The sequence below is a fragment of the Sporosarcina ureae genome (assembly GCF_002109325.1).
In the GTDB taxonomy this organism is placed as follows: Bacteria; Bacillota; Bacilli; order Bacillales_A; family Planococcaceae; genus Sporosarcina; species Sporosarcina ureae_C.
On record NZ_CP015348.1, the window covers coordinates 962815 to 984711 of the forward strand.

A 21897-nucleotide genomic window follows, 5' to 3' on the forward strand; every position below is an offset into this window, starting at 1 on the left:
TCTTCTGACCGTACATAGCCGGTCGGGAGAGTTTTTTATGTACTCCAAAGGCAGGGATTGAACCTGCGATCGATCGGTTAACAGCCGATTGCTCTACCGCTAAGCTACTTTGGAAAGATAATAGGTGCCAGGTCCCAACACAATTCAGAAACAATTCTGAATTGCGTTGGGACCTGGCACCCTATTCTGACACTTCACTATGAATGTATATCAAATAGAATCATATGTAGCGCTACTTTTACTGATATACTAAAGGTAACGAGTGTTACGATTATACTACTTACGAGTACAAATGAGGGATGATAGTGAAAAAAGCTTGGAAGTTAGCAGACTTTAGTAAATTGAGTTGTATGGAGATTCTACTATATATCTTGATGTTTATCGCAGTTCCAATAAGCTTGACCTTTCAAAGCAAATTATCGATTTTATTTGTTTTTTATATGGTATTTGCGATCGTCTTGTTTTTAGCCATATGGTATCACAAATATAAAAAACCTAAATTGCAATATTAAATTAGCCACTTAGATAAAATCCAGTGTATGTATGAAGGGGAATGTGATCCCTCAATTAACGGGTTAGTTTTGGAAATACTATGCTAACCTAGCCAACTCTTCTTCAAACAAAACGGATGGCTGTCGATAGTTCAAAATCTTCCTAGGCAACTGATTCAGTGTCTGATAAATACGTTGAATAGACTCTGTAGAGTAATCAGAAATTGCTTTTCCTTTGGGAATATATCGTCTGAGCAGACCATTGTGTCGCTCGTTAGATCCTCTTTCATACGGTGCATATGGACGAGCGAAATAGACGTCAGTAACACCTTGAAGACTCTTTGTCAGATTAGAAAACTCGCTGCCGTTATCCGACGTAATCGTTTTGAATACTTGAGAAAACAGCTCACCAAAATCCTGTCGTAACTGGTTGATCGCAAAGTCCACCGAATCATGATCTTGATCATCTAGGAGGATGGCATAATAGTTTCTCGTTTTACGTTCAACGAGCGTCAATAATGCGTTGTCATCAGACTTCTGTCCTTCTACCGTATCAATTTCCCAATGACCGAATTCTTGACGATCTTCAATTTCAACGGGACGTTCAGCGATGCTCATGCCCAAAATACGACGGTTTCTTCGGATGTGTTTCACTTTGGTGTTCCGTCTCAGTTTCATCGGCAAGTCTATATTTCGAACGCGTAATACGTCTAAATCAATGTAGTTATACAGGGTTTTCGTGGACACAGTAGGTCGGTCTTTCCACTCTTCTTGAAGGCTTGTAAACCCGACGACTGCGTCTGGTGACCAGTCCTGATCTAGGATTTTATCACACGCGAAATTGACAAATTCATTGGCCATAAGCAGCTTACTTTTTGCGCCGCACTGAAGTCGATTTCGTTCATATATCGCCTGTCCCGTTTCAGCGAAATAGGCTGTATAGGATGTGCGTCCAGTTTTGAGTTGGATTGTGGTTCCACGCTTTAATTCATTCGCGATGGTTTGATGAACGCGTCCTAAGCGTCTACCGATCTCTCGGTTGGTATGTCCATCCTTGTGAAGCGCCTCGATTTGACCGCGCTCAAAAGCTGACAGGTGTTTATTTTTACGGTTTTGTATGGTACTCTCAAGTTGTGCCACTATAAAACTTCCTCTCATTGTTAGTCTCGCAACTTCAATGATACACGAATTTTATAGTGGCATTTTTTTGTTTGGATTTAGGTGGCTAACTTGATTGTACAATTGGCCCAAATATAAAAAAGAAAGTTCTTATCCAAAATATTACGGAATTTCGCTCTCACTCTTTCTAACCATCTCGATTGCCGCTTTTTATTCTTTATTGACTCCGAATTTAAACGCAGCAGGATATGTCTCTGTAATAGGCTTCCTTGCTTATCTATTCGCAGTATATATTATACTAATTTATTTCTTTAACTTCCTATACTTCTTTGTACTTAAGCGAGTGTTTCCTTCAGAAAAAGAAAACAGTGAAGATGAAGTAAAGGAATTGAGCTTGAAAGAGCTCTCAAAGACTATGGACTTGGATAAACAAAAACAATATTTGAATAGCACCATTGTGAACAGCTTATTATCTGTCATACTCATAGCATATTTCACTTTATTTGGTATGAAGAAGTGGAAGTCCAAAGTAGAATTTGAAGAATCTCAGGCCTTAAAAAGTTTATATACTTGGATAGAAAACCAGGATTCCATCACCTTATTTAATGGAGTCAGTTTATTGTAAGTAGTCATCACGATCTACGCACTGACATTTTCTGCTCAAATTAAAATTTTTGATGATGCCAAGAAAGAGTATACGAAGGAATCAAAACAGGACAGCACGTCAAGGAATTCCTAATGTTGACCTGCCGTCCTAAATAGAAAGGTACCTTATTTTGTTTCACGTACAAGTACTTTATTTCATGTAGCTGTCAACGGATTTTGTTGTTTGATCTCTTGTATCGATAAATGTACACTATAATTTCCATACTCAAGAATTTTATCTAGAAAGAGATTCAATTGTTCTTGGGAGTTGAGTTTTACTTTAATATGGTAACAGCCTTCGCCTGACACGCGGTGAACTTCTACTACTTCCTTACAATCATTCATGAATCGTGTAAACGCATTATGGTTCGCTGTTTTCATATATATAATAATGAACGCTGTATAAGATAGACCTACTTTCATTTCATCGACTTCTAGAGAAAAGGCTTTTATTACACCGCTATTCTCAAGTTTTTTTATACGATTCCCTACTGCTTGTCCCGTCATATGAATTTGTTCACCTAAATCTTTCCATTGAATACGTGAGTTTTTGGATAATAGTCGTAGGATTTTAAAATCAATGTTATCAAGTTCCATAATGTATTCCTTTCACCGTGAAATTTTTTAAGCTGAAAGTGTTTCGCTAACATATCGATAAAAATCACTATACAAGATATGATTATAGTGTACCAAAATACTTTCAGTGAGGTGGAGAAATTATGAGCACAGCGCTAATTATTGTAGATATTCAAAACGACTATTTTCCAAACGGAAAGATGGAATTAGTTAATCCAGATAAAGCTGCCAAAAATGCTGCCAAAGTTCTTGAATGGTTTAGGCAGAACAATAAAGAAAATATTTTTCATGTTCAGCACATCGCAGCTGATCCGGCTTTAGGATTCTTCCTTCCAGATACAGACGGTGCGGAAATACATGAAACTGTTCAGCCTTTGGAAAACGAAAGCCTAATCATCAAACATTTCCCTAACAGCTTTTTACAGACTGGTTTGGAAAAAAAGTTACGTGAAAATGGTGTTAACAAAATAGTTGTGGTAGGTATGATGACGCATATGTGTATTGATGCAACAGTCAGAGCCGCAGTGGATCTAGGCTTTGAGACAACACTCATTGAAGATGCATGTGCGACAACAGACATATCTTATGAAGGTAAAGACGTTCCAGCTGAACAGGTTCATTACGCGTTTGTCGGTGCACTTAACGGTATGTATTGTGCTGTAACTTCAACTGAGGACTTCTTGCAATAAGATATTAGTTAATCTGAAAACAAAGAACTTTCAACGGAAATATTAAATGAGAGGTACCTAGGCAGGAGACTCTCATGACAGTTTAAACATTCACATTGGGTTCATACTCTATATTTTAATAAAAAGGACTGCAGGCATACCCCATAATTTTGGGGGTTGTCTGCAGTCTGAACCCTTGAATATCATAGGATTTAACTATGCATAGTTATGATTAGATTATTCTTCACGTATTATTTCCAGTTAGATTAATAATCGATAAGGATCTTGCAAGTAGCTAGCAATTTTCTGCAGGAACTCTGCAGCAGGCGCTCCGTCAATGATTTGGTGATCGTATGATAAACTAAGCGGTAATTTTAATTTCTGGATAACACCACCGCTGTCATCCAATTCAAGTTCTTTCTGAATCGCTCCAACACCTAAAATACCTACCTCGGGCGTATTAAGGATCGGCGTGAAGTATTCGATTTCATACCCTCCCAAGTTGGTGATTGTAAAGGTTGAACCAGAATAGAGACCACCATCCAATGTACCTTGTCTTGCCTCCGCTGCAATCTTTTGGATAGCGGGTCCTAGCTGCGACAAGGACATATTCTGTGCATCTTTTATAACAGGCACGATTAACCCTTCCTCGATGGCAGTTGCCATACCAATATGGATTTCGGCTACTTGTGTATGTTCTCCGCCATAATACCAAGCATTCATTTCAGGCATCTCTCTCAATGCCAATATGACCGCTTTGGTCAATAATGTATTGACGCTTAATTCGCCATTGGTAAGCGGTTCATTAAACTTGCCTTGAATGTCTTTCCGAAATGCCATTAAATCCGTTACATCTACTTTACGTTGGTTGGTAACCTGTGCAGTAGATTGGACGCTACGCATCATTCGCTCGGCAATTGTTTTGCGCATCCCTTTGAGCCCTGCACCGTGTTCAGGCATACCGGCCACTGTTTGAGGCTGTGTAGAAGCTTTTTCAGAAGGTACATATCTTTCAATATCCAGTCGCGTGATTCTACCGTTGCCTCCGGTTCCATTGACATCGCTGATATCGATGCCTTTCTCCTCGGCTATTTTCCTCGCGACAGGTGTGATGAAGATACGTCCTCCCTCTTTAACAGGCAGCTGCTTTATTTTGCTGCTTTCTTCTTTTGTCACTTCAGTCTTCTTTTGATCCTCGGTTTTCACTAGACTTTTTTCAGGATTTTCTTCCAATTGTGCCCCCGTGTCAATTGTTTCACCTTCTTCTCCTATGTAGGCCATCGTTCCCTTACTCGGAATGACATCTCCTTCATGGGCAATTATTTTAAGGATTTTACCGGCTTCAGGCGCTTCTACTTCATTTGTTAATTTCTCCGAACTAATTTCTACAATTGGATCCCCTTGCTCAACTTGATCTCCTTCTCTGACCATCCACTTTTCAACAGTGCCCTCAGTCATTGTCAGACCTAATTTCGGCATTACAATTTCTGTCGCCATTATTTACCCTCCCATATTATGCTCTCAAATCGTCAATAATTTCCGCAGCTCCTTTTAATACCTTTTGTGCATCCGGTATATAGAGTTGCTCCAGGTTTGTAGCAAAAGGAACTGGAGTATGAGGAGCACAGATACATTTGACAGGACCGTCCAAGTAATCGAATGCTTTATCCGAAATGACCGAAGCAATATCTGTCGCAGTATTGTTATGCGGATTCGCTTCATCAATCACGATCAGTCTTCCGGTCTTTTTAACAGACTCTATAATCGTATCTTGATCCCATGGTGCAACCGTCCGTAGATCAATCACTTCTACCGAAACATTATCTTCTGCCAATATTTCAGCTACTTCGAGACCAACAAATAACATTTTCCCGATTGTAACGATCGTCAAATCTTCGCCTTCGCGCTTCACGTCAGCTTCACCGATAGGAATTGTATAATACTCTTCAGGAACCTCGCCTTTCGTACCATATAGTGTTTTATCTTCAGAAAACACGACGAGATTATCGTCTTCAATAGCTGATAATAGTAGTCCTTTTGCATCGTATGGAGTGGCGGGAACGACTACTTTCACTCCTGGAATGGATCCGAGCATCCCATAATAAGAACCAGAATGCTGGGCTGCGGCGCTTGCCCCTGCACCATGCATAGTACGCACAGTCATCGGTACTTTAGCTTTCCCACCGAACATATACCGCATTTTGGAACCTTGTCCAAGAATGGCGTCGAATGCGAAACCTATGAAATCATTAAACATCAGCTCCGGAACCGGACGCAATCCCGTAACTGCCATTCCGACAGCTGCCCCCATGTAGCCAATTTCGGAAATCGGTGTGTCAATTACACGTTCACGGCCGTATTTGGGCATAAGACCCTTTGTCACACCCATTACACCGCCCCATGCATCCTCATTATTCTCTTCAAGATGCGCAACGCCAGCGCCGCCTGCAATATCTTCTCCAAGCAGAAGAACATTTTCATCTTTCTCCATTGCTTGATCAAGCGCTTCATTGATTGCATTCATAAATAATTCCTGTCTGGCCATTCAGTTTTACCCCTTTCGAATAAAGTATTATTAATCCGCGTATACGTCTTCATATAGTGCTTCTGCATCCGGCTCCGGACTATCTTTCGCAAACTCCACAGCTTCCTTCACATCTTTTTTCGATTCTTCTCTTAATTTATCTAGTTCTTCTTCTGTTAACATACCGTTTTCAATCGCATAAGTGCGGAACACGTCAAGAGGATCGACATCTGCCCATTCTTTTTCTTCACCTGATGGGGATTTATACTTTTGTTCATCTCCTTCAAAGTGACCATGCTGTCTATAAGTCACGCACTCTATCAACGTCGGTCCTTTCCCTTTACGGGCACGGTCAATCGCTTCTCCCGCAGTATGATAGACCGCCATTAGATCTTTCCCGTTCACGCGGACACCCGGCATATTGTATGCTGCCGCCCTTTCGGCAATTGTATTAGATGCGGATGAATACCATTCATGAAGGTACCAGGTCCCCACACAACACTAGTTTAATTCAGAATTATTCAAGACATATGTTGGAACTTAAAGCCTTATCTTTAGGTATTTTTAAAACTTTTTAAAAAATAAAATAAAAGAATTTTTAGAAAATGCTCTTGACATTCTATTTTATTAATAGGATACTAAATTTAATTGTACGCTATGTTGTTAATTGAACGCAAAGCGTACGAATTATATATTTTTAATTGAAAATATTTTCGTTAAAAATGTATATTGAAAACGCTATCATTTAGTGTTCTCATCGTATTAAAAAAATAGAAAAGAGGTAGATAGTATGAATAAGAATTTCAAAGGGTTAGTTTTATTATTATCGCTAATGTTGCTATTAGCTGCATGTGGTTCAGAAGATTCTTCTGAAAAAAGCTCTACTAAGGGTGAAGGAGCCAGTGGTACACCATCTGAATTCACATTTGGTTCAGCTACTGTGGGAGGTTTTTGGTACACCCTCTCAGGAGCTATGAGTGAAAAAATGCAAGATGTTTTCCCAGGGTCATCTGTAACAATTGTTGAGGGAGGCTCAATTTCTAACATCCTTGGTATGAATGAGGGTATTTATGCTATGGGACTAACAAACGCACCTAATGTATTGGAAGCGCAAGAAGGAAAAGAACCGTTCGAAAAGAAAATAGACAATGTAAGTACGATTGCTACATTATATCCAAATGTATTTCACATAGCAGTTCGTGAAGATTCAGATATTTATACCGTCGAGGATCTCAAAGGAAAGAAAGTGAGTCCGGGAGTAAAGGGTTATAGTGCCGAATTAGCTTTCATAGAGATTCTGAAAGCTTCGGGATTGTCTTATGAAGATCTTAAAGGTATAGAATATATCGGAACGGCGGATGCAGGAGACCTACTACGAGACGGACATATTGATGCTATTGCAAACTTGCTCGCTGCACCAGTTTCCACTTATCAAGAATTGGATACGACACTAGGTATCCGCCTAATCCCATTAGAGGACGACGTTATTAAAAAAGTACAAGAAGAAAATCAAGCTTACCTAAATCATACAATTGAAGCAGGTACTTATAAAAATATTAAGGAAGATATTCCGACTATAGCCGCTTATACACCATTAATGGTAAGTAATGATCTTATAGATGAAGAAACAGGTTATCAATTAACGAAAATGATGTTTGAAAATGCTGACACTTGGAAAACTCTTTCTGCAGTAATGAAGGATTTCACACCAGAATTCTCTGTTGAAAATACAGTTGGTCCATTCCATAAAGGCGCAGAAAAGTATTACAAAGAAATTGGATTAATCGACTAATAGAGAAGTGGTTAATTTAGAAAGGATGTGAGCGATATGAATAAACCTGTTTTAGAAGAGAAGATAGACTCAGATGTTTATGATGAAGATGGTGTAGTGAACGCCAAAGTTCGCTCGTTTAATAATATATTTTCAAAAATAGTATCGATTGTCGCAATCAGCATGTCAATATTCCACTTATATACGGCTGTATTTGGTGTATTTGAATCGATTTTGCAACGTTCTGCACACTTAGGATTTGCATTGATTCTTGTGTTTGCGATCTATAAACCTTTAAAAAGGGTCAGTCATCAGGATCATAAAATCCCAATTTATGACTGGATTCTTATCCTATTGTCTATTGGGTGTTACTTATACTTTATTTTAAATGCTAATGAAATTTCGTCTAGAATGAGTTATGTAATGCCACTGACTAATATTGAGGTTGGTATTGGTATTGTAGCTGGTCTACTACTTATTGAAGCAACACGACGAGTTATTGGGAATGTATTAGTAGTTATTATAGCTGTATTCCTTACCTATGGATTCTTCGGTCATTTCCTTACTGGGACATTAAGTCATAAAGAGTTTTCTTTAATGTGGATTATTGACCACCTTTTCTATACAACAACAGGAGTATTCAGCACACCTCTTGGTGTATCCTCAACCTTTATCTTTATCTTTATTTTATTTGGTAAGTTTCTAGAGGTTTCAGGCGCTGGGAAGTTCTTTATTGATCTATCTGTGGCAGGGATGGGAAAATACCGTGGTGGACCAGCTAAAACCGCCATTTTAGCTAGTACAGCACTGGGTACCATTTCAGGTAGTGCAGTTGCGAATACAGTCACAACAGGTGCTTTTACAATTCCATTAATGAAGAAAACTGGATATAAAAAAGAATTTGCGGGTGCTGTAGAAGCAGTTGCGTCAACCGGCGGACAAATCATGCCTCCAATTATGGGAGCCTCTGCATTTATCATTGCCTCATATTTGGGAATACCTTACACGGACGTAGCAATCGCAGCTATCATTCCTGCGTTACTCTTCTATCTATGCTTGTACATACAAGTTGACTTACGAGCAGTGAAAACCGGTCTTGTAGGTGTTCCAAAGGATAAGCTACCTAACTTCTGGAATGTATTCAAAAAAGGTTTTTTATACTTTGTTCCACTTATAGTTATTGTATTTCTTCTCGTTGGTGGTAGTTCTCCAATGAAAGCTGGCTTATATTCAATCGTTGCCACTATTGTAATCGCGATATTAACAAGTTATGAAAAGATTAATATTAGAAAAATCATTTCAGCCCTTGACCTTGGAGCACGTGCGTCACTTGAGACTGCGATTGCCTGTGCTGCATCGGGATTAATAATAGGAATGATAGGATTGACTGGCATTGGATTAAAATTCAGTAGTTTAATCATTCAAATTTCCGGAGGCGTTTTATTTATTACGCTGATTCTTACGATGATTACAAGTATTGTACTAGGAATGGGATTGCCAACTGTGGCAGCTTATATTGTTCAAGTACCACTTACTATCCCGGCACTAATTGAGTTAGGTGTTTCACCTATTGCAGCTCACCTATTCATCTTTTATTTTGCAGCCGTTTCAGCTATAACACCTCCCGTTGCACTCGCAGCCTTCGCTGCCGCTGGTCTTGCTGGATCTGATCCAATGCGAACAGGTATAGCTGCGTTAAAACTTGGTATTGCAGCATTTGTTGTACCTTTCTTCTTCGTATATGGAGAGCAACTATTATTTATAGGTGATCCAGTTTCAATCCTAATAGCTATTATTACAGCTATTATTGGGATAGTAAGTATGGCTTGTGCTGTAGAGGGATGGTTGATTAAAAGATGCAGTATAATTGAGCGTCTTATCCTAGTTGCTAGTGCCATAACTTTAGTTATGCCTGGAATAACAACAGATATTATCGGTGTTACTATCTTAGGGTTAATGTATGCATATCAGAAGTCCTTTAATAGAAAGAAGGAATTGGCAATAGAGTAGTAAAAAGGTGCATGCCATATAAAGCATGCACCTTTTTATTCAATCAGTGGTTGACAGCGAAGTAATGAACGCTTTACTAATTTGTCTAGAGGTATCTTGAAGTATAGGCAAAAATGTTTCCCTGAGTTCTTCTTTAGATACACGACCTGCATGCGCGGAACAGTTTATAGAAGCAGTAACTCGACCATTCGTGATGATTGGAACAGCTACGGAGCGTAACCCTTCTTCAAGCTGTTGATCAACGCCTGCCCACCCTCTTTGTTTAACATTTCTAAGTTCTTGTTTTAATGATTCCAGGTCAACAATTGTATTTTGAGTAAATGAATTGAAATCAATTGTTTGCAATCTCTCATCTAATTCATCTTCTGGAAGATGTGCAAGAAGAATATGTCCTAGCGAGGTTGCATAAGCCGGCAACCTTGAACCAATATTTAAATTAATACGCATAATACGATTAGCCTGTACACGTGCAACGTAGACAATATCTGTCCCTTCAAGCACGGATATGGAACAAGACTCTCCAGTCTTTTCAGTAAACTCACGCATAAAAGGTGTGGCAAGATTCCACAAGTTTTGTGAACTCAAGTATGCATAACCAAGTGATAATGTCCGAGCAGTAAGAGAGAAAATGCCATTCTTTGATTCTGCAAAACCTAGAGCTTCAAGAGTAAGTAGTAGTCTACGTACAGTAGGTCTTGATAACCCTGTAATAGTTGCTGCTTGACTTACCGTCAATTCTGGAAACTCTTCTGAAAATGCTTGAATTACTATAAGACCACGCTCTAAAGATTGAATAAAATCACCAGAATCTCTTAAGTTGTTTGAAAATTCACTTGACAAAAAAACCCCTTCTTCCTATAATTAATTTAGTTTGTACGTTATGCGTTTAGTTGTACGCTAATCGTACAACATACAAAAGAATTTAACAACTATTTTACAAACCTTTCTTATTTAATACTACAGATTTATAGGTATTATAAAAACCAGCCTAAAAAGTTAAATGGATCTATAACAAGGAGAGTGACAAAATGACAAAATTAAAAAAGAGTGCATCCGAAGCACTTGAACTTATTAAATCAGGCGATACAATTCTAGTCGGAGGATTTGGATTAATTGGTGCACCTCTAACACTTATTGAGGCATTGACACAAAAAGACCTGAATGATCTTACAATTGTCAGCAATAACCTTGGAGAGTCTGGAAAAGGTTTAGGAATCTTATTAAACCAAGGAAAAATAAAAAAGGCAATTGGATCCTACTTCACTAGTAATCGCGATGTCGGGGATATGTATCAAGAAGATAAGCTAGAGCTAGAACTGTTACCACAGGGAACGTTAGCTGAATCTATACGCGTAGGCGGAGCAGGTCTTGGAGGATATTATACTATGACAGGCGTTGGCACGGATCTTGCTAAAGGTAAAGAAGAACGTGTAATTGATGGTGTACGTTATATCTTTGAGAAACCTATACGCGGTGATGTAGCAATTGTACGAGCACACAAAGCTGACACTTTAGGGAATCTTGTATACTACAAAACAGCACGTAACTTCAATCCACTGATGGCTACGGCAGCGAAAAAGGTCATAGTTGAGGTAGATGAGATTGTCGAGCCCGGTGAACTAGATCCTGAAGCTATTATCACACCACACTTATTTGTTCACGCAATTATTCAAGCAAAGCAAGTGCTAACAAAAGAAGGAGTGGTCGCAAAATGAGAACAGCTATGTCTAGAAAAGAAATTCAGCATATGATTGCAGAGCGAGTAGCGAAAGAGTTAGAGGGTCCAATAGTGGTTAATCTTGGTATTGGAATTCCAACATTAATTGATCAGTATATACATGATAAAAGTGTTTCTCTTCACACAGAAAACGGGCTTCTAGGTGTAACAGATATTAATGAAGATGATATTGACCCGAATCTTGTAAATGCGGGTAAACTTCCAATAGGAGAAGCTGTAGGAGCTGCTTACTTTAATAGTTCTGAATCATTCTCTATGATTCGCGGCGGACATGTAGATGTAGCCATACTGGGAGCCCTACAGGTTGACGAAACAGGTATTATAGCCAATTGGGCGGTACCTGGAAAGAATATCATGGGAGTTGGAGGTGCAATGGACTTGCTCGTAGGAGCAAAGAAGGTATTTGTCACGATGAGTCATACATCAAAGGATGGATCATCCAAACTTCTGAAAAAATGTACTTATCCGATTACCTCTACTCGAAGTGTAGATTTGATTTTTACAGAACTAGCAGTCTTTAAAGTAACTGAGCGTCATGAGTTGAAATTAGTAGAGCTAATGCCAGGCGTCTCAATCAATGAAGTAAGAGCTAAGACCGAAGCAATATTTCTCGAATAATAAGGAGGCGTATTAATTATGAATGATGTAGTTATCATAGATTCAGTAAGGACGGCAATCGGTAAACTAGGAGGATCACTAGGTGCTATTCAAGCAAATCATCTAGCAGCACATGTAATTGAGACAATTATTGAACGAACAGGGATAAAGAAGGATATAGTGGAAGAAGTAATTTTTGGACAAGCTAAACAAAGTGCAGATGAGTCCAATATAGCTCGCTATGCATTGTTGAGAGCTGGGCTTCCTACGAGTATTCCAGGATACACAGTCCATCGCCAATGCGGTTCTGGAGTACAAGCAATTAACTCTGCCGCACAACAAATTGGTGCTGGTCTTAGTGATGTGATTATCGCAGGTGGAGCAGAATCGATGAGCACAGCCCCTTATTATGTAAATGACGTACGACTTGGTGTAAAAGCTGGAAATACTATTTTAAAAGATCCAAACACTGAAAGTCAACCAGGTTCACAACCCACTGAGCAATATGGAGTTTTAAATATGGGTACTACTGCGGAAAACCTTGCCGAAAAATATAACATTACACGCGAAGAACAAGATGAGTTTTCGTTACTTAGCCAAACACGAGCCTCAGAAGCTATTCAAACAAGACGATTTGAAGAGCAGATCACCCCCTATACAATAAAGAATAGAAAACAAACAATAGACTTTAAAGTAGATGAGCATCCTAGGAAGACTAGCATAGAAAAACTAGCGGCTCTTAAGCCTGTATTTAAAGAAGGTGGTACTGTCACTGCCGGTAGTTCAAGTGGAAGAAATGATGGGGCGGCTGCGATATTGCTAATGAGCGCAGAAGCAGCTAAGAAGTACAACCTAGCCCCTAAAGCACGTATTGTATCGCAAGCTTCTGCAGGATGTGATCCTGAAGTGATGGGTATTGGACCAGTAGAAGCTACAAAAAAGGCATTAAAATTAGCTAATCTGGAAGTTAGTGATCTAGATGTCATAGAGTTAAACGAAGCATTTGCTGCTCAAGCATTAGCCTGTATAAAGGAATTAGAGTTGGATATAGCCAAAGTGAATCCAAACGGTGGAGCGATTGCTCTTGGTCATCCAGTAGGTGCTACTGGTACTATTCTGATAACTAAGGTGTTGCATGAGTTAGAGCGTACTGGAGGTCAATATGGGCTAGTTACGCTTTGCATCGCTGGTGGTATGGGGATTGCTACCATTGTAGAGAATCTTAATAGATAACAAACTTCAATACATTATATCAAATACAAGAACATGCGGATTTTTCAATATCTGCATGTTTTTTCATGTGCGAGATAGAACATATAACCACCATAACTTAGAAAAAGTTATCATGTCTGCCCTCACTCCACTCTAGTTCAATTCAGAATTACTTCTAATTTGATGATCTGGTACCTTCTTTATCTTTTCATCATTGATCTAGAAGTTCTTTTAAATATGGAAACATACATGATCAGTCTGGCAGTGACTCCCGATCTCATCACAAATTACATCTGATTGGTTAAATATTAAAGGTCCATTTTATGATAGCCTTCCTTCTTTACAGTCGCACTCAAAGTACTCGTACTGAGATCAGATATTACTGTTTCAAATCGATTAAAGGTATCTTATTTTTCATTATTCTTATATGAATATTCATTTGTTTATTTTAGCTAATGCCCAATGCTCAAAAGGAGTTCTATTATCAGGCATAGATTTTCCTGGTCCGTACCAATGATTTGTTATGACAAACGCACGACTATTTATTATTACTTTTTCTTTATAAAATCGCTGTCTGCCGTAGTTATCATAGCAATCTTTTTTTTGTAATGGACCTTCAACTGAAACCTCAGAGAGAATAGGCACATTACTGCAACAAAATGAAAGCTTGCATCTTTCCGCGTCTATTAATAAATTAATGTCACCATCTGATAAACACTTTTTTTCAATAAGTTTCTGAAATAAGGCATATGCATATTGTTTATTGGAATAGCCATTAACACTGAACATACTTTCAACTCCCTTCCACCACGCCCCTATTAGATTTTTATCCAGGTTTATTTACAGCACTATATTATTTATTACTGTCAAAATATTATTTAAAGATATATTTTCTACTCACCTTGCTATATTTATTTATATAGCAGTATAATCAAGTAGTATGTATAGACTACAAAAATCCCTATTTATACATATAAATAACTATAACATAGAGGTGTAATTATGAGAAAAGTTATGTCAGCTTTATTATTACTAGCTTTAATTTTTTCTTCCGCTATTCCGTCAGAAGCCATTGCAGCAACAAAGACAGTTATGTATGTAAATGCTAAAAGCGATGTTATTCTGCGCGACAAACCAGCACACAATGCAGAGAAGTTAGGAACTATTAAAAATCACGGCCAAGTCATTATGTTATCTTCATCAAAGTGTTGGTCCTATATTCAGGCAGGATAGATTAAAGGCTATGTTTATAGTTCTGCATTATCCAAGAAAAACCCAAAAGTTAAAACTGCTCCTACGACTATAAAAGGCGGTTTAAATCCTGTCGACGGCCTGATTCTAACCTATTCACCATCTTTCTTTGGCTCTAAAAAAGATACATATCACGTAAGAATAGAAAATAAGCATAGTCTTTTATACAATAAAGAAAGTATTGCTTATCCGAATCGTGCAGATATTGCATATAATGGAAATGGGGAAGTTCTAATTGTAGGGGTTTCAGATACTGATTATAACTTTATCAGTGTGTACTATCCATTATTACAAGGAAGCTACGCTGAGTCATTTTCACCTTATGGATATGTACCGAATGATATCTTAGTAGAAAGCACAACAAAAACTATCAGAGTAAAAGCAGGCAGTTTCAAGAACGTTATAATACTACGTGAACCTGATGGATCAAGACACTACCTCGCTAAAGGAATCGGAGTTATTAAAAGCACATCCAGCAATGGTAAAGTCATTACAGAATTAGCAACAGTAAAATCAAGAAAATAAAACATCGCTGTTCAAGTTAGTTCTTGAACAGCGATGTTTTATTATAGGTATATGCCCGTGTTTTTTTCATGACTTTTTATCACACTAGTATCATAGTTTTACGAGTACCCTTCAGGAAAACCTCCACTTTCATTTAGAATTACCACATATACATTTCGATTATTTTTCGTAAAGGGACCAGGTACCATCTTTAAAGCGGACTCTATCCATGAATTAAAGGTGCCTGTGTGAGAAATATTCATGAATGCTTCTCACACAGGCACCTTATGTCCTTTACCTTCACTCTTCTTTACCTGTAAACCACTTCCGCCCCCACTCTTCAATCCCTTTCCAAAACTCTTTCTTCTTCTGATCCTTCTCTATTTTCTTCTCTTTCTTTTCCCTTTCTTCCTTCGTCTTTTTCTTCTGCTTCTTCAGCTCTTTGATTTCTTCATCAATTAACGACAAATCAAATTCCTTTGCTGTTAATTCACTAGCTGATTTTGAAACAACTTGTGCGAAAATGGGTGGTGCAGTAAAGCTGCTGGTAGATGTTAAATAATGGTCGGCGTCTGTTTTATCATATCCAAGCCATACCGCACCGGCAATATCCGGTGTATAGCCAACGAACCAATGATCTTTTGAACCGTCCACTCCTTCAATCGGGAGCTGCGTGGTGCCCGTCTTTCCCGCCACGTCCACACCGGAAACTTGTGCTTTTTTGGCAGTGCCTTCATTTACAGCCCCTTGCAGCATATAGGTCATTTGCTGGGCAACTTCTGCATCTGTCACTTGTACAGACTCACCCTGCCACTTCCCAAGCACTTTTCCTTCCGAATCTTTAATTTCGGTGATCGCATGCGCTTCCTCCATCACACCATCATTCGCAAACGCAGAAAACGCTTGAGCCATCCGCAAAGGAGACGTACCTTTGTCCATTCCTCCGAGCGCTAATCCAAGCGTACGGTCATTTTTTTCTAATGAAATCCCGAACTGCTCAACCGCCTGCACGCCATTTTTGATGCCGATCTCATCCAACAACCAAACAGGAGGGATATTATACGATTGCGCGAGTGCATCGTACATCGTCACTTCTCCTCTATATTGCTGATCAAAGTTTTTCGGAGAGTACCCATCCATATCAATCGGTTCATCCACAAGCAAATCTGACATATGATAGCCTTGCTCAAGTGCCGGAGTATAGACGGCAAGCGGCTTCAACGCAGATCCAGGCTGCCGTATGAGGTCAGTCGCATTATTGAAGCGTCCCTGCGTATATTCTCCTCTTCCACCGACTAACGCTAGGATTCCACCTGTTTTAGGGTTCAAGAAAACAGAGGCACTCTGCAAAAGCTGATCTGGCGTGCTCTTAGGAAAATATCTATCATCCGCATATACGTCTTCTAGCGCATTTTGGACCGTCGAATTGATTTCTGTCGTAATATGCAACCCGCCGGACAGCACTTCATTTCTCGTCAAATCGTACATAGTGACCGCCTCGTCCACTACACGGTCGATATAATACGGATAGTTCACTTTATAATCTGGAACTGTCGATTCAGCCAATGCCAGTTTCTGCCCGACCGCTTCATCGTATTCTTGCTGACTGCTATACTGTTCACTCAGCATCAACGACAACACGAGATTGCGCCGTTTCACCGACTTTTCTATATCTTTCGTAGGCGCTAAATGCGACGGAGCTTTAATGATGCCCGCAATTGTCGCAGATTCACTTAACGTCAATTCGCTAACATCTTTACCGAAATAGGTCTGCGCTGCTCGTTGAACGCCCCATGCCCCGTCACCGAAATAGATTTGGTTCAGGTAACGTTCCATGATTTCCTCTTTCGAATACACTCGTTCAATCTTCTTTGCGAGGATCAGTTCTTTGAATTTACGCGAATACGTACGCTCTTGCGTCAAAAATACATTTTTCGCAAGCTGCTGCGTAATCGTACTCCCCCCTGCCACGATTTTACCTTTGAACGCGTTCTCGACTAAGGCGCGTCCCATCCTGAAATAATTAATACCGTGATGTTTGTAGAATCGTTGATCTTCCACAGATACGACGGCTTCGATCAACGTATTCGGAATTTGGTCGATCGATACACCTTCAATATTCGAATTCGAAACCTTACTGATCACTTCACCGTCCGTATCGTAAATCACTGTCGATCTGGGTGCAGGTTCTTCGAGTTTACTTACGTCACTGAATGTGATGAAGATATTCAGTACGAGTAGTACGCTAAGAACGGCAAGCAGTGCACTGATCCATACGAAACGGATGATCTTGTTCTTCAGGCTTCTTTTCTTTTTAGGTGCTTTTTTATGTTGTAATGCCTTATACTCGGATCTTTTCATATAGGTTTCACCTGCTTTATGCTGCGAATTTTTATTGGTTCAGTACAGCATAAGTATTGACGATGCCGGTGTTTGAAGGTTGCGGACTTTGTCTGTTGGGGGATTTTGGTACGGATGTATGTAAAAAAGATACTACTCAGAAGTTAGGATTCTGGGTAATATCTTACTAAAAGTACCTGTGCATGAAACTTTCATGATGGTTTCGCGCACAGGTACCTTATTTAAAGAATACGGTCCACAATCTGTCGTAATTCTAAAAATGCATCTTCCAAATGATTTGTTAACTCTTGCGCATGATGTGCTTCATCCGCACTGGAGGAGATATTAATAGAAATCGATTGATCCAATAAAATATAAGCGAGTCCAAAACCACCTTCAACGACTGGTCCGAATATCCGATACTTTACATTGTCATACGCCATACCACTTGTCGAAATAAAATCATGACGCATTGTCAAATAACCAGTGTCGCTAAAGAGTGCAGGTCTATCCGTCATACCGAGGTCTTCCCCGTGCAACTTATACATTTGCTCTAGGCCGTACATATGCCTTTCAACACCGAATCCTTTACGGCACCTGATGATTCGATCTGTATGGGCCGCACTCGCCTTTTGCATCAAGTCATACAACACTTCATGACTCTCTTCACCATTTTCTAGCGCTTTCACCAAGTCGATCTTTTCCATACTGGTCGCTCTTGCACATTCTGTTCTTCCCTCATAAAATGCACGAACTGAAACGGGTTCATAAACGCTTCTAAATACGCCAAACGTTCTGTACTGTGCAATTTGTAAGGCCATATGAAAAAACGCGTCCGGACTAATATTCATGGTTTTGATTTCATCTGAACCAAAGCTGTTGAAGATTGTCGTTTTAATAGAGAACTCTTTTTTGATTCTTGCATTCTCTTTTTCAAATTTCATTAATGACTTCTCCATCTCCGCAGATAATTCCCATTGTTGTTTTTCCATTAGAGTAGGTTCAGTCGTATATATTTTTTCAGGCTCATCACTTTCCAGACCTTCATTTACATAGCTAATGACAGCAAATATCGTCGTACCATCAACCGAAGAGTGCTCGATGCTATAACCCAATTCACCTTTATTAGTGAGGATCACTTGGATGGTTTTATCAAAGTATTTATTCGTTCCATTTAACATTAAATTCTCAATCGCTTCTTCGGAACTACTACTTTCTTCATCCATAGATAGGACAATTAAAGAATCCGCTATCGCTTGTAGATGATTCGCATTCACTTTAGATACAGTGAGTTGATCATATATCTTCGCAGCTTCGTCTCTTTTCGCAGTTGTAAAAATCCCTACGTTGGCGCCTTCACTTTGCTCTTCTTGAAAAGTTCGCTCAATAGCATGTGCGATTTCACTGCTTTGATACATTTCACCTTCACTATTTGTTACATTCACTTTATACACATTTCTCTTATATAAAATAATGACATGGTTATTTCTTTTCTCAAATGCCGCTAGTCTAAATTCATCTCTTTCTACTCTCGGTATGCGAATGGACTTGAAAAACTTCTTATATTGACTCATATCTTGGGGCACACCATTTTTTACGACGGGCGCTACTTCGCCATCAATGATTAAATGATATAATTCCGTGACTAAACGGCTTACCTTTCCGGCAAGTTCCGCACGCGTATATCGATTTTCATGGTTTTTATTATCCAATAAAATATTGAAATGCATGCCCGTTGGTAATGGATCACGGAATGTTAAATACATATCATCCCATAAAGGCTTTAGCCAACTCCCTTCAATTTCGGCATCCAATTCGCACAATTTTTTTTGAAGTTTTTCTGCGTCTCCATCTACTTTGAAGAAATCGTTCACAACCTCAGTAGTTTCTGCAAGTTGTTTATCGTTTAAAAATGGTTCAACCCATTCAAGAAGTCGCTCTCTTGTACTCGTCAATGGCGGTATTGGTAAAGATGGTAATTCATTTTTGTAAGCAAATGTCTTGTTTATAATAATTATCTCCTTCATGATTCATTTCTAAGCGATTATCATTTTTAACGTTAAAAAGAAGATCGGGTGTCCAATCTTCTTTTCGAACAATTTATTTATTGTTGTTTTTGCATTCAATAAAATCATTAGACCGAAATCAAACTTCAATCACGATATGCATTGATAGTAATTGTAACTAGTGGGTTTGTCAAAATCAAACAGTATTACATGTAGTAAAAGGATCTCACACAGGTATCTTATTTTAAAAAGAACGTCTATTTACATTTTTGAAGAGATGTCCTTCATTTTATTTTCGAATTCCATATACTTCGTTTCATACCCTTCAAGATGTTCGCCGCTTGTCCCAAACTTCTCAATTAGTTCTGCTGCTGCCGTCTTTAGTTCTTCGAAGTCTTCAGTCATGCCAAGTTCTTCAATTTCTTCGTGGAAATATCCGATATACGTGATTGTCGATTCTGCAAGAAATTGTTCAGCATGCGCAAATTTCTCTCGATAGTCAGATCCCTCTTTCATGTGATTTACGGAGCTTTCAACGAAACTTTTCACGCTTGAATATTCCGAGAAGAAAGCTTCTTCAAGGTCATCGGTTTCTTCATTGAATTCGTTGACCATTGGTGGACGTTCCATTACTTCGCCTTTTGACTCATTGTCTTGTGCCGGCTCGACTTGTTGCACGGGCGCATCGACTTGCTTCGTTTCTTCGTCATCCGCTGCGCAACTCGCTAACAATAGCCCAAGGATAACAAACGATCCCAATGCACTATTCATCTTTTTCAATTCAAACTCCCCTTCCCTTTTTACTTTATCCTAACATATTATTGGAAATTAAAAACACCTGCGCACGAAACTCTCATGAATGGTTAAATATTCATGTTTGTTTCTTACACAGGTATTTTATTTAAGAATAGTTAATAAATTGCGCAATGAATAGGAATGCAATAGCTAGCCCATACCAGATTAAGAGAAGCGGCCAAATGAATTTCACCCATTTGCTCCACTGGATTCCCACAATTGCTAAAGCTGCCATAAAGTATCCGGACGTCGGATAGAAAATGTTCGAGAAACCATCTCCGAATAAGAAGGCAAGTACTGCTGTTTGCCTAGAAACACCTGACAAGTCCGCAAGCCCAGACATAATGGGCATAGTAACCATCGCTTGTCCACTTCCCGACGGAATTAGGAAGTTCAGTAATCCTTGGACCACTAACATGATCGTAGCCGTAACACTACTTGGCATTGCTGCTACTAGATTCCCAGCTGCATACGTAATAGTATCCATAATATTTCCGTCATTTAGCACAACCGCGACTCCACGTGCTACGCCAACGATTAACGCCCCTAAGAGGATATTTTTAAATCCTTCAATAAAGGATTCCGAAATCTGAGATACTCCGAGACCTCCAACAAGACCCACAATAATTCCGGTCATAATATATAAACCAGATAGTTCCCGGAAATACCAGCCGTGTTCGAACAAGCCCCAAAGTAACACACCAAACGCAATCAACACCACAACAGAAGCAAGTTTTTGCCTAGTTGTTGCTTTTTGCTGATCCGTGTCCAGCATTGCTGCATTCTGCGTTAAATCAGACGCATCATATGTAATACTTAACTCGGGATGACTCCGCACCTTTTTAGCGTATCGAACGACGAATACTATTCCAACTAAGAGTATAGTAGCCAGAATAATAATTCGGTAACCCATTCCAGAGTATAACGGAAGTTGAGATACCGTCTGGGAAACACCTAAGTTTGCAGGAGATGTGAGTGCAACAGTAAATCCAGAGATCGTAGCCACAAGCACTGTTCCTGCTGCTGTAACTTTATCAAAACCGAGTTTCAGCATGAGGGGTAAAATAGCAGGCAAGTAGATTAAGGATAATTCAACTTGACCCGTAAACGTAGTAATAATTGCAAAAGGGATCATCAATATCGGGATCACCCATAGTCCCCTATTTGAAAACATATGTGCTAATTTCCCAACACCGATACTAATTATTCCAGTTCGTTCAATGACCGCGAACATACCGCCAATCATAAGAACTCCAAAAATAATTTCTGCTGTCTCAATCAAGCCCGTTGGAACCGCAAACATAAAATCAAATAGACCAACCGGTGTCCTTTCAACCAATTCAAACGTATTGGGATCAATAACCTCCCTACCGTCTTCCATCGTCACACGTTCGTACTCACCTGCAGGCACGATATAACTGGCTAGAGAAGCCAAGATTATAATCATAAACAGGATAACGAAAATATGAGGCAGCGAAAATTTCTTCTTTTCACTTTTCACTTCATTTTCTTTCACTAAACGTACCTCCTCTTTCACCATTCACACGACCCCCTACACTTGTATGGAGTCAGGAACTTTGATGTGTTTTTCTTGTTGAATAACTCTTTTCCATTCGTTCACAGTAAACAGGACTTTCAGGAAATAAAGTA

20 protein-coding genes and 1 tRNA gene are annotated in these 21897 nt (G+C 39.2%); 9 read left to right on the forward strand and 12 right to left on the reverse strand.

The features are described from left to right. Window positions 1-42: 42 nt before the first annotated feature. Together SporoP32a_RS04915 and SporoP32a_RS04925 are read right to left on the reverse strand one after the other, a co-directional pair. Window positions 43-114 (reverse strand) — tRNA-Asn (locus SporoP32a_RS04915). A gap of 476 nt (window positions 115-590) precedes the next feature. After that, entirely contained in the window at window positions 591-1634 is a 1044-nt protein-coding gene (locus SporoP32a_RS04925; RefSeq protein WP_420542311.1) for an IS30 family transposase, read from the reverse strand. Window positions 1635-1725: 91 nt separating this feature from the next. Here SporoP32a_RS04925 and SporoP32a_RS04930 point away from each other — a divergent pair, with 91 nt between their 5' ends. After that, complete coding sequence (locus tag SporoP32a_RS04930; RefSeq protein WP_085426894.1) at window positions 1726-2235, forward strand: hypothetical protein; 510 nt, start codon at window positions 1726-1728, stop codon at window positions 2233-2235. Window positions 2236-2411: 176 nt separating this feature from the next. Here the strand turns inward: SporoP32a_RS04930 and SporoP32a_RS04935 are convergent, their stop codons facing one another. Further along, window positions 2412-2852, reverse strand: coding sequence for an Lrp/AsnC family transcriptional regulator (locus SporoP32a_RS04935; RefSeq protein WP_085426895.1), 441 nt, complete (start codon window positions 2850-2852; stop codon window positions 2412-2414). 122 nt (window positions 2853-2974) lie between these two features. On the opposite strand from SporoP32a_RS04935, the gene SporoP32a_RS04940 reads away from it, so the two are divergent. Beyond that, window positions 2975-3520, forward strand: coding sequence for a cysteine hydrolase family protein (locus tag SporoP32a_RS04940; protein ID WP_085426896.1), 546 nt, complete (start codon window positions 2975-2977; stop codon window positions 3518-3520). Window positions 3521-3760: 240 nt separating this feature from the next. Here SporoP32a_RS04940 and SporoP32a_RS04945 read toward each other — a convergent pair whose 3' ends face one another. Genes SporoP32a_RS04945 through SporoP32a_RS04955 form a run of 3 tightly spaced genes read right to left on the reverse strand, consistent with a single transcriptional unit; the run spans window position 3761 to window position 6518 of the window. Continuing rightward, on the reverse strand, window positions 3761-4996 hold the full coding sequence (locus SporoP32a_RS04945) for a dihydrolipoamide acetyltransferase family protein (RefSeq protein ID WP_085426897.1): 1236 nt from the start codon (window positions 4994-4996) through the stop codon (window positions 3761-3763). A gap of 16 nt (window positions 4997-5012) precedes the next feature. Next, on the reverse strand, window positions 5013-6044 hold the full coding sequence (locus SporoP32a_RS04950; protein ID WP_085426898.1) for an alpha-ketoacid dehydrogenase subunit beta: 1032 nt from the start codon (window positions 6042-6044) through the stop codon (window positions 5013-5015). Window positions 6045-6074: 30 nt separating this feature from the next. After that, the gene (locus tag SporoP32a_RS04955) at window positions 6075-6518 is read right to left on the reverse strand and encodes a thiamine pyrophosphate-dependent enzyme (RefSeq protein ID WP_085426899.1); all 444 of its coding nucleotides are present in this window, start codon (window positions 6516-6518) and stop codon (window positions 6075-6077) included. A gap of 295 nt (window positions 6519-6813) precedes the next feature. Between SporoP32a_RS04955 and SporoP32a_RS04960 the strand changes: the two genes are divergently transcribed. Beyond that, a complete protein-coding gene (locus SporoP32a_RS04960; RefSeq protein WP_085426900.1) occupies window positions 6814-7815 on the forward strand; it encodes a TAXI family TRAP transporter solute-binding subunit in 1002 nt (333 codons plus the stop codon). Window positions 7816-7851: 36 nt separating this feature from the next. Beyond that, entirely contained in the window at window positions 7852-9804 is a 1953-nt protein-coding gene (locus tag SporoP32a_RS04965) for a TRAP transporter permease (RefSeq protein WP_085426901.1), read from the forward strand. Window positions 9805-9843: 39 nt separating this feature from the next. On the opposite strand, the gene SporoP32a_RS04970 is transcribed toward SporoP32a_RS04965, so the two are convergent. Beyond that, window positions 9844-10644, reverse strand: coding sequence for an IclR family transcriptional regulator domain-containing protein (locus SporoP32a_RS04970; protein ID WP_085426902.1), 801 nt, complete (start codon window positions 10642-10644; stop codon window positions 9844-9846). Between the two features lie 188 nt (window positions 10645-10832). Between SporoP32a_RS04970 and SporoP32a_RS04975 the strand changes: the two genes are divergently transcribed. The 3 genes from SporoP32a_RS04975 to SporoP32a_RS04985 are packed head-to-tail and all read left to right on the forward strand — an operon-like array spanning window position 10833 to window position 13372. After that, window positions 10833-11519 carry a CoA transferase subunit A gene (locus tag SporoP32a_RS04975; protein WP_085426903.1) on the forward strand — a complete coding sequence of 229 codons (687 nt, stop codon included), beginning with the start codon at window positions 10833-10835 and terminating at the stop codon, window positions 11517-11519. After that, window positions 11516-12160 (forward strand): 3-oxoacid CoA-transferase subunit B, encoded by a 645-nt coding sequence (locus SporoP32a_RS04980; protein ID WP_232319593.1) that lies wholly within the window; start codon window positions 11516-11518, stop codon window positions 12158-12160. The genes SporoP32a_RS04975 and SporoP32a_RS04980 overlap by 4 nt, the downstream gene beginning before the upstream one ends. Before the next feature lie 18 nt (window positions 12161-12178). Further along, the gene (locus SporoP32a_RS04985; RefSeq protein ID WP_085426904.1) at window positions 12179-13372 is read left to right on the forward strand and encodes a thiolase family protein; all 1194 of its coding nucleotides are present in this window, start codon (window positions 12179-12181) and stop codon (window positions 13370-13372) included. A 414-nt stretch (window positions 13373-13786) separates the two neighbouring features. Here SporoP32a_RS04985 and SporoP32a_RS04990 read toward each other — a convergent pair whose 3' ends face one another. Then, window positions 13787-14140, reverse strand: coding sequence for a hypothetical protein (locus tag SporoP32a_RS04990; RefSeq protein WP_085426905.1), 354 nt, complete (start codon window positions 14138-14140; stop codon window positions 13787-13789). A 213-nt stretch (window positions 14141-14353) separates the two neighbouring features. Here SporoP32a_RS04990 and SporoP32a_RS04995 point away from each other — a divergent pair, with 213 nt between their 5' ends. Beyond that, the gene (locus tag SporoP32a_RS04995) at window positions 14354-14584 is read left to right on the forward strand and encodes an SH3 domain-containing protein (protein WP_085426906.1); all 231 of its coding nucleotides are present in this window, start codon (window positions 14354-14356) and stop codon (window positions 14582-14584) included. 291 nt (window positions 14585-14875) lie between these two features. Beyond that, window positions 14876-15127: a hypothetical protein gene (locus SporoP32a_RS17165; protein WP_085426907.1), complete on the forward strand. Its 252-nt coding sequence runs from the start codon at window positions 14876-14878 to the stop codon at window positions 15125-15127. 279 nt (window positions 15128-15406) lie between these two features. On the opposite strand, the gene SporoP32a_RS05005 is transcribed toward SporoP32a_RS17165, so the two are convergent. The 4 genes from SporoP32a_RS05005 to SporoP32a_RS05020 all read right to left on the reverse strand — a co-directional run bounded on the left by SporoP32a_RS05005 (window position 15407) and on the right by SporoP32a_RS05020 (window position 21787). Beyond that, the gene (locus SporoP32a_RS05005; RefSeq protein WP_085426908.1) at window positions 15407-17467 is read right to left on the reverse strand and encodes a transglycosylase domain-containing protein; all 2061 of its coding nucleotides are present in this window, start codon (window positions 17465-17467) and stop codon (window positions 15407-15409) included. 221 nt (window positions 17468-17688) lie between these two features. Next, window positions 17689-19473, reverse strand: coding sequence for a choline/carnitine O-acyltransferase (locus SporoP32a_RS05010; RefSeq protein ID WP_085426909.1), 1785 nt, complete (start codon window positions 19471-19473; stop codon window positions 17689-17691). A gap of 240 nt (window positions 19474-19713) precedes the next feature. Next, window positions 19714-20232, reverse strand: coding sequence for a hypothetical protein (locus SporoP32a_RS05015; protein ID WP_085426910.1), 519 nt, complete (start codon window positions 20230-20232; stop codon window positions 19714-19716). Between the two features lie 121 nt (window positions 20233-20353). After that, a complete protein-coding gene (locus SporoP32a_RS05020) occupies window positions 20354-21787 on the reverse strand; it encodes a YfcC family protein (protein WP_085426911.1) in 1434 nt (477 codons plus the stop codon). Between the last annotated feature and the right edge of the window lie 110 nt (window positions 21788-21897).